At 55.5% G+C, this 8,848-nt stretch carries 7 protein-coding genes; 6 read left to right on the forward strand and 1 reads right to left on the reverse strand.

Annotated features, from left to right (window positions below; genetic code table 11):
* Nucleotides 1-71 precede the first annotated feature (71 nt).
* The 6 genes from fkpB (at nt 72) to L384_RS11985 (ending at nt 7,720) form a co-directional block, all read left to right on the forward strand.
* Nucleotides 72-521 carry an FKBP-type peptidyl-prolyl cis-trans isomerase gene (fkpB, locus tag L384_RS12010; RefSeq protein ID WP_003856450.1) on the forward strand — a complete coding sequence of 150 codons (450 nt, stop codon included), beginning with the start codon at nt 72-74 and terminating at the stop codon, nt 519-521.
* A gap of 1 nt (nt 522) precedes the next feature.
* A complete protein-coding gene (gene ispH / locus L384_RS12005; RefSeq protein WP_003856448.1) occupies nt 523-1,473 on the forward strand; it encodes a 4-hydroxy-3-methylbut-2-enyl diphosphate reductase in 951 nt (316 codons plus the stop codon).
* Between the two features lie 205 nt (nt 1,474-1,678).
* Entirely contained in the window at nt 1,679-2,500 is an 822-nt protein-coding gene (dapB, locus tag L384_RS12000; protein WP_023324135.1) for a 4-hydroxy-tetrahydrodipicolinate reductase, read from the forward strand.
* 454 nt (nt 2,501-2,954) lie between these two features.
* Nucleotides 2,955-4,103, forward strand: a complete 1,149-nt coding sequence (gene carA, locus L384_RS11995; RefSeq protein WP_023324136.1) for a glutamine-hydrolyzing carbamoyl-phosphate synthase small subunit — start codon at nt 2,955-2,957, stop codon at nt 4,101-4,103.
* Between the two features lie 18 nt (nt 4,104-4,121).
* Complete coding sequence (gene carB / locus L384_RS11990; protein ID WP_023315370.1) at nt 4,122-7,346, forward strand: carbamoyl-phosphate synthase large subunit; 3,225 nt, start codon at nt 4,122-4,124, stop codon at nt 7,344-7,346.
* Between the two features lie 140 nt (nt 7,347-7,486).
* Nucleotides 7,487-7,720, forward strand: coding sequence for a YgdI/YgdR family lipoprotein (locus L384_RS11985; RefSeq protein WP_003856439.1), 234 nt, complete (start codon nt 7,487-7,489; stop codon nt 7,718-7,720).
* 48 nt (nt 7,721-7,768) lie between these two features.
* Here L384_RS11985 and L384_RS22760 read toward each other — a convergent pair.
* The coding region (locus L384_RS22760; protein WP_023324137.1) for an autotransporter family protein at nt 7,769-8,848 on the reverse strand (1,080 nt) is incomplete at its 5' end.

Consider the following 8,848-nt stretch of genomic DNA (forward strand, 5'->3'; position numbering starts at 1 on the left):
GTGGCCCCCGTAGGCCCGGTAAGCGTAGCGCCACCGGGCAACAGGTGACCCAAAACAAGCGAGCAATTTGCATGTCTAAATCCGTACAGAGCAACAGCGCGGTTCTCGTTCACTTTACGCTGAAGCTGGATGACGGCTCTACGGCCGAATCCACCCGCAACAACGGCAAACCAGCCCTGTTTCGTCTTGGCGATACCTCCCTGTCTGAAGGTCTTGAGCAGCAGCTTCTCGGTCTGAAAGAGGGTGAGAAAAAAGCCTTTTCGCTGGAGCCGGATGCCGCGTTTGGCGTGCCAAGCCCGGATCTGATCCAGTACTTCTCCCGTCGTGAGTTTATGGACGCGGGTGAACCGGAGATCGGGGCAATTATGCTCTTTACCGCTATGGACGGCAGCGAAATGCCTGGCGTGATCCGCGAAATCAACGGCGACTCGATTACCGTTGACTTCAACCATCCGCTTGCCGGGCGCACTGTCCATTTTGATGTAGAAGTGCTGGAGATCGATCCGGCACTGGAGGCCTGAAATGCAGATCCTGTTGGCTAACCCGCGCGGTTTTTGCGCCGGTGTAGACCGCGCTATCAGCATTGTTGAAAACGCGCTGGAGATTTACGGCGCGCCGATTTACGTGCGTCACGAAGTGGTGCACAACCGCTACGTGGTCGACAGCCTGCGCGAGCGCGGTGCGATTTTTATCGAGCAGATCAGCGAAGTGCCGGACGGCGCAATTCTCATCTTCTCCGCGCACGGCGTCTCGCAGGCGGTACGCAACGAGGCGAAAAACCGCGATCTGACCGTTTTCGATGCCACCTGTCCGCTGGTGACCAAAGTGCATATGGAAGTGGCGCGCGCCAGCCGTCGCGGTGAAGAGTCAATTCTGATTGGTCACGCCGGTCACCCGGAAGTGGAAGGCACCATGGGCCAGTACAGCAACCCGGAAGGGGGCATGTATCTGGTTGAGTCACCGGAAGACGTCTTTACGCTGAATGTGAAAAACGAAGCCCGACTGTCGTTTATGACCCAGACGACGCTTTCCGTGGACGACACCTCAGACGTGATTGACGCCCTGCGCCAGCGCTTCCCGAAAATCGTCGGGCCGCGCAAAGATGATATCTGCTACGCAACCACCAACCGTCAGGAAGCCGTGCGCGCGCTGGCTGAACAGGCGGACGTGGTGCTGGTGGTCGGCTCGAAAAACTCCTCTAACTCTAACCGTCTGGCCGAACTGGCGCAGCGTATGGGGAAAGCGGCGTTTTTAATCGACGACGCAACGGACATTCAGGAAGCGTGGGTGAAAAACGCGGTCTGCGTCGGTGTTACCGCAGGCGCTTCAGCGCCGGATATTCTGGTGCAGAACGTCATTGCCCGCTTGCAAGAGCTGGGCGGTGGCGAAGCGGTGCCGCTGGAAGGCCGCGAAGAGAACATTGTCTTTGAAGTGCCGAAAGAGTTGCGTATTGACGCGCGAGAAGTGGAATAGTTCTTTATCTGATGAAAGGCCAGCACCTCCTGTGCTGGCCTTTTTTTTGCCCCAAACTTTATCGTGACGACAAAATCATGTCTTTTACTGATATTTAAGTCGGTTTCACGTTAAATTCTAATTATCGGTGTTTTCAGTTGGCAGGCTTTGCCAAGGCTGGTTAATCTGAAAACGGTTTACATCATTTTAACGTAAGAGAATAACTATGCATGATGCACAGATCCGCGTTGCTATTGCGGGCGCGGGTGGACGTATGGGTCGCCAGCTGATTCAGGCGGCACTACAGATGGATGGCGTGGCACTCGGCGCGGCGCTGGAGCGTGAGGGTTCATCCCTGCTGGGAGCCGATGCAGGCGAACTGGCGGGCGCGGGCAAGACAGGCGTAACCGTACAGAGCAGCCTTGAGGCAGTGAAAGAAGACTTTGATGTGTTCATCGACTTTACCCGTCCGGAAGGCACCCTGGCTCATCTGGCGTTTTGCCGTCAGCACGGTAAAGGGATGGTGATTGGTACCACTGGTTTCGATGATGCCGGTAAACAGGCCATTCAGGACGCAGCCACCGACATTGCGATTGTCTTCGCTGCGAACTTTAGCGTCGGCGTTAACCTCATGCTGAAACTGCTGGAAAAGGCAGCGAAGGTGATGGGCAATTATACCGACATTGAGATTGTTGAAGCACACCACCGCTATAAAGTTGATGCTCCATCAGGCACGGCGCTGGCGATGGGCGAAGCGATTGCTCATGCACTTGATAAAGATTTAAAAGAGTGCGCGGTCTATACCCGTGAAGGACATACCGGCGAACGCGTGCCCGGGACAATTGGTTTCGCAACCGTTCGTGCAGGCGATATCGTCGGTGAACATACGGCGATGTTCGCCGATATTGGCGAACGTGTTGAGATTACCCACAAAGCGTCAAGCCGCATGACGTTTGCGAATGGTGCAGTTCGCGCCGCTTTGTGGCTTAACGCGAAGGAAAAGGGTCTTTTTGATATGCGAGATGTGCTTGATCTCAATAATTTGTAAGCGATATTACCCATCGTGATGTGGTTATTGCAGTCGTAATTACTTGATTGCATGGGGCAATAATTTATTGCCCTCTTATTTTATCCGTTTTAGATAAAAAATAACGATTAGGCGGTATAAAGCTTATTGATATGCCATTTTTATGTGAAATATATGTAAATTTTGACCATATGGTCCACTTTTTGTCATCCACCTCCCTAAAATTCTAACAAACCTGCCGCGCAAGCGTTTTCCGGAATGATTTACCTGATCTTTTTGCCCATTAAATCCCATTCCAGATGCCAGGCTTGCAAAAGAATAAACAAAACTCCCGTTTTAAGTTGACTTTTACATGGCAAATCCCCAGAATGCCGCCGTTTGCCAAAAATCCGCTGGCAACACATTTGCATTGATCCATGACATGGTTATGAATTAATATGCAAATAAAGTGAGTGAATATTCTCTGGAGGGTGTTTTGATTAAGTCAGCGCTATTGGTTCTGGAAGACGGAACCCAGTTTATCGGTCGGGCCATAGGGGCAACGGGTTCGGCGGTTGGGGAAGTCGTTTTCAATACTTCAATGACCGGTTATCAAGAAATCCTCACTGATCCTTCCTATTCTCGCCAAATCGTTACTCTTACTTATCCTCATATCGGCAATGTCGGCACCAATGCGGCTGACGAAGAATCCTCTCAGGTACATGCGCAAGGCCTGGTCATTCGCGACCTGCCGCTGATTGCCAGCAACTTCCGCAACACCGAAGACCTCTCTTCTTACCTGAAGCGCCATAACATTGTGGCGATTGCCGATATCGATACCCGTAAGCTGACGCGTCTGCTGCGCGAGAAGGGCGCACAAAACGGTTGTATCATCGCAGGGGATAACCTCGATGCGACGCTGGCGCTGGAAAAAGCGAAAGCCTTCCCGGGTCTGAACGGTATGGACCTGGCGAAAGAAGTGACCACGGCGGAAGCCTACAGCTGGACGCAGGGTAGCTGGACGCTGGAAGGCGACCTGCCGGAAGCGAAACCGGAAAGCGAGCTGCCGTTCCACGTGGTGGCCTACGATTTTGGCGCCAAGCGCAACATCCTGCGTATGCTGGTTGACCGTGGCTGCCGCCTGACGGTCGTCCCGGCACAAACGTCTGCGGAAGATGTTCTGAAGATGAACCCGGACGGCATCTTCCTCTCTAACGGCCCTGGCGACCCGGCGCCGTGCGATTATGCCATCGCTGCCATCAAGTCCTTCCTGGAAACCGATATCCCGGTATTCGGCATCTGCCTCGGCCATCAGCTGCTGGCGCTGGCGAGCGGTGCGAACACCGTCAAGATGAAGTTCGGCCACCACGGTGGTAACCACCCGGTGAAAGATATCGATAACAACACGGTGATGATCACCGCACAAAACCACGGCTTCGCCGTCGATGAAGCGACGATGCCGGCTAACCTGCGCGTGACCCATAAGTCGCTGTTCGATGGTACCTTGCAGGGTATCCATCGTACCGATAAGCCAGCGTTCAGCTTCCAGGGCCACCCGGAAGCGAGCCCGGGCCCGCACGACGCCGCGCCGCTGTTCGATCACTTCATCGAACTTATCGAGCAATACCGTAAGACCGCTAAATAATCAGGAGCTGAGAAGACCATGCCAAAACGTACAGACATAAAAAGCATCCTGATCCTTGGCGCTGGCCCGATCGTTATCGGCCAGGCCTGCGAATTCGACTACTCCGGCGCGCAGGCGTGTAAAGCCCTGCGTGAAGAGGGTTACCGCGTTATCCTGGTGAACTCTAACCCGGCGACCATCATGACCGACCCGGAAATGGCTGATGCAACCTACATTGAGCCGATTCACTGGGAAGTGGTACGCAAAATTATCGAGAAAGAGCGTCCGGACGCGGTGCTGCCGACCATGGGCGGCCAGACGGCGCTGAACTGTGCGCTGGAGCTGGAGCGTCAGGGCGTGCTGGAAGAGTTCGGCGTGACCATGATCGGTGCGACCGCCGACGCGATTGATAAAGCAGAAGACCGTCGCCGCTTCGACGTGGCAATGAAAAAAATTGGCCTTGATACCGCGCGTTCCGGTATCGCGCACAATATGGAAGAAGCGCTGGCCGTTGCGGCAGAAGTGGGCTATCCGTGCATCATCCGTCCATCGTTCACCATGGGCGGCACCGGCGGCGGCATTGCCTACAACCGCGAAGAGTTTGAAGAGATTTGTGAGCGCGGCCTGGATCTCTCCCCAACCAAAGAGCTGCTGATTGATGAATCGCTGATTGGCTGGAAAGAGTACGAGATGGAAGTGGTGCGTGATAAAAACGACAACTGCATCATCGTCTGCTCCATCGAAAACTTCGACGCGATGGGGATCCACACCGGCGACTCTATCACCGTTGCGCCAGCTCAGACGCTGACCGACAAAGAGTACCAAATCATGCGTAACGCCTCGATGGCGGTACTGCGTGAAATCGGCGTGGAAACCGGCGGCTCTAACGTGCAGTTCTCGGTGAACCCGAAAACCGGCCGTCTGATTGTTATCGAAATGAACCCGCGCGTGTCCCGTTCCTCCGCGCTGGCCTCCAAAGCCACCGGCTTCCCGATTGCGAAAGTGGCGGCGAAACTGGCGGTGGGTTATACCCTCGACGAGCTGATGAACGACATCACCGGTGGCCGCACCCCTGCGTCCTTCGAGCCGTCCATCGACTACGTTGTGACCAAAATTCCACGCTTTAACTTCGAGAAATTTGCAGGCGCGAACGACCGTCTGACCACCCAGATGAAATCCGTTGGTGAAGTCATGGCGATTGGCCGCACGCAGCAGGAATCCCTGCAAAAAGCGCTGCGCGGCCTGGAAGTGGGCGCGACCGGCTTTGACCCGAAAGTCAGCCTGGACGACCCGGAAGCGCTGACCAAAATCCGCCGTGAGCTGAAAGACGCGGGCGCAGAGCGTATCTGGTACATCGCCGATGCCTTCCGCGCGGGCCTGTCCGTCGACGGTGTATTTAACCTGACTAACATTGACCGCTGGTTCCTGGTGCAGATTGAAGAGCTGGTGCGTCTGGAAGAGAAAGTGGCGGAGCTGGGCATCAACGGCCTGGACGCTGACTTCCTGCGTATGCTGAAGCGTAAAGGCTTCGCCGATGCGCGTCTGGCTAAACTGGCGGGCGTGCGCGAAGCGGAGATCCGCAAGCTGCGCGACCAGTATGACCTGCATCCGGTTTACAAGCGCGTGGACACCTGTGCGGCAGAGTTCTCGACCGATACCGCGTACATGTACTCCACCTATGAAGACGAGTGCGAAGCGAACCCGTCCGTCGACCGCGACAAGATTATGGTGCTGGGCGGCGGTCCAAACCGTATCGGCCAGGGCATCGAGTTTGACTACTGCTGCGTACACGCCTCTCTGGCGCTGCGCGAAGACGGTTACGAGACTATTATGGTCAACTGTAACCCGGAAACGGTCTCTACCGATTATGACACCTCCGACCGCCTCTACTTCGAGCCGGTTACCCTGGAAGACGTGCTGGAAATCGTGCGCATCGAGAAGCCAAAAGGCGTGATCGTGCAGTACGGCGGCCAGACTCCGCTGAAGCTGGCGCGCGCGCTGGAAGCAGCAGGTGTACCGGTTATCGGCACCAGCCCGGATGCGATTGACCGTGCGGAAGACCGCGAGCGTTTCCAGCAGGCGGTTGACCGTCTCAAGCTGAAACAGCCGGCGAACGCCACCGTGACCGCGATTGAAATGGCCGTTGAGAAAGCGAAAGAGATCGGCTACCCGCTGGTGGTGCGTCCATCCTACGTACTGGGCGGCCGCGCGATGGAAATCGTCTACGACGAAGCGGACCTGCGTCGCTACTTCCAGACGGCGGTGAGCGTTTCCAACGATGCGCCAGTGCTGCTCGACCGCTTCCTCGACGACGCGGTTGAAGTCGACGTGGATGCCATCTGCGACGGCGAAATGGTGCTGATTGGCGGCATCATGGAGCACATCGAGCAGGCGGGCGTGCACTCGGGTGACTCCGCCTGTTCTCTGCCAGCGTATACCCTGAGCCAGGAGATTCAGGACGTGATGCGCCAGCAGGTGCAGAAGCTGGCCTTCGAGCTTCAGGTTCGCGGCCTGATGAACGTTCAGTTCGCGGTAAAAGACAACGAAGTCTATCTGATTGAAGTCAACCCGCGTGCGGCGCGTACCGTACCGTTTGTCTCTAAAGCGACCGGTATTCCGCTGGCGAAAGTGGCGGCGCGCGTGATGGCTGGCCAGACGCTGGCTCAGCAGGGCGTCACGAAAGAAATCATCCCGCCGTACTACTCGGTGAAAGAGGTGGTGCTGCCGTTCAACAAATTCCCGGGCGTTGACCCGCTGTTAGGGCCAGAGATGCGCTCTACCGGGGAAGTAATGGGCGTGGGCCGCACCTTCGCAGAAGCGTTTGCGAAAGCGCAGCTGGGCAGTAGCTCCACCATGAGAAAATCTGGCCGTGCGCTGCTCTCCGTTCGCGAAGGCGATAAAGAGCGCGTGGTTGACCTGGCCGCCAAGCTGCTGAAACAGGGCTTCGAGCTGGACGCCACTCACGGTACGGCGATTGTGTTGGGTGAAGCGGGTATCAACCCGCGTCTGGTGAACAAAGTGCATGAAGGTCGTCCGCACATTCAGGATCGTATCAAGAATGGCGAATATACCTACATCATCAACACCACCGCAGGACGCCAGGCGATTGAAGACTCCAAGCTGATTCGCCGCAGCGCGCTGCAATACAAAGTGCACTACGACACCACCCTGAACGGCGGTTTCGCAACAGCGATGGCGCTGAATGCGGATGCCACCGAGAAGGTGATTTCGGTGCAGGAAATGCACGCGCAGATTAGCAAGTAACCCCCATTGCCCGGTACCGTTCGGTTACCGGGCAATTTTCCCATCTTAAGAACCTTCTGGTTTTTCATCCGCTTTCAGTCAGTTAGCCTAAAATAGTTAGGTCGATAACGAAAATTCAACTGAGAGCAGGGGAATACACCATGCAAAATAAATTACTGATCGCTTCCGTTCTGGCTGCCACCGCAATGTTCACCGTGGCGGGCTGTTCGTCCAATCAGGCCGTAAAAACCACCGATGGCAAAACGATTGTTACTGACGGGAAACCGCAGGTGGATGACGATACCGGTCTGGTATCGTACAAAAACGCCGAAACCGGTCAAACTGAACAGATTAACCGCGACCAGGTTAAATCAATGGGTGAGCTGGATAACTAAAAAAAAGCAGTGGCACATGCCACTGCTTTTTTGCTTCAGAATGATCGATTACCACCGATGGTTTAACAAAATATGACCGCCGTATGCGGCATAGCTGTTTTCACCCCATTCGCCGCTGGCTCGCAGGGAGATTGTCGTGGTTTCGTTCAGGTTGCCGGTTACGCCCAGCTCTAACTGACCACGATCTTCCGGCGTATCGTTGCTGACGGTCTCGTCGTTGAATGCCAGATCGTTTTGACCAGCACCTTTCAACCAGTTAACCGCGACGTACGGCTGCCAGGCCTTGACGTCCTTCTGCTGGAAGTAGCTTGCTTTAACGCCGAGACGACCAAAGACGCTGTCGTTGTCCAGGGTAGTGACGCGTACGCCGTCGCGATCGGTATGATTTTCCTGATCGAGATAGCTGTAGATCACCTGCGCCTGCGGCTCGATCTTCCAGGTACGTTCATTTTCTGACTGGATAACCCACGCGTGGCCGACTTCAACAGACGCGGCGAAACCTTCGCTATCGTAGTCTTCGTCGTTGCGGTTGCTGGTGACTTTGTTGTTGTACCAGCTGTATGCGGCCCAGGTATCAACGTAGCTGCCCAGACGTAATTTCTGATCTTCCTGCCAGGTGGCGTAAAGCCCAACATTGAAACCATCAACCTTACCCTGAGCGTCACGCACGTTGTGCTTCGCATCAGAGTGGGTCTTCGCCTGGCCTGCACCGAACATCCCGCCAGCACGCAGGATACAGTTATCCATTGGCTTGCTCATGAAATCGCTGCCGACTTGCAGTACGGTCGTGGTGGTGTCATAGCTGACTTTATCGCCACCCGCATCGTTCTCGTGATAGCGACCCTTAACGTACATCCAGGTGTTCAGGTCGTCTTCATTGCGGAAGGTGATCTGGTCGCGATCGTCACGTTTATGCAGGAACATGCCCTGTGCGGCAAGGTAGTTGCCTAAGTACGCACCCACTTCAGGCGCCATGACTTCCGGCGCATTGTTACCGCCGTTGTCAGTGCTACCACCGTTGTCGGTGTTGCCGCCGTTGTCAGTGTTACCGCCGTTGTCGGTGTTACCGCCGTTGTCGGTGTTGCCGCCGTTGTCAGTGTTACCGCCGTTATCGGTGTTACCGCCGTT

Origin of the sequence: Enterobacter sp. MGH 38 (assembly GCF_000492855.1) — a bacterium.
Lineage (GTDB): Bacteria > Pseudomonadota > Gammaproteobacteria > Enterobacterales > Enterobacteriaceae > Enterobacter > Enterobacter hormaechei_C.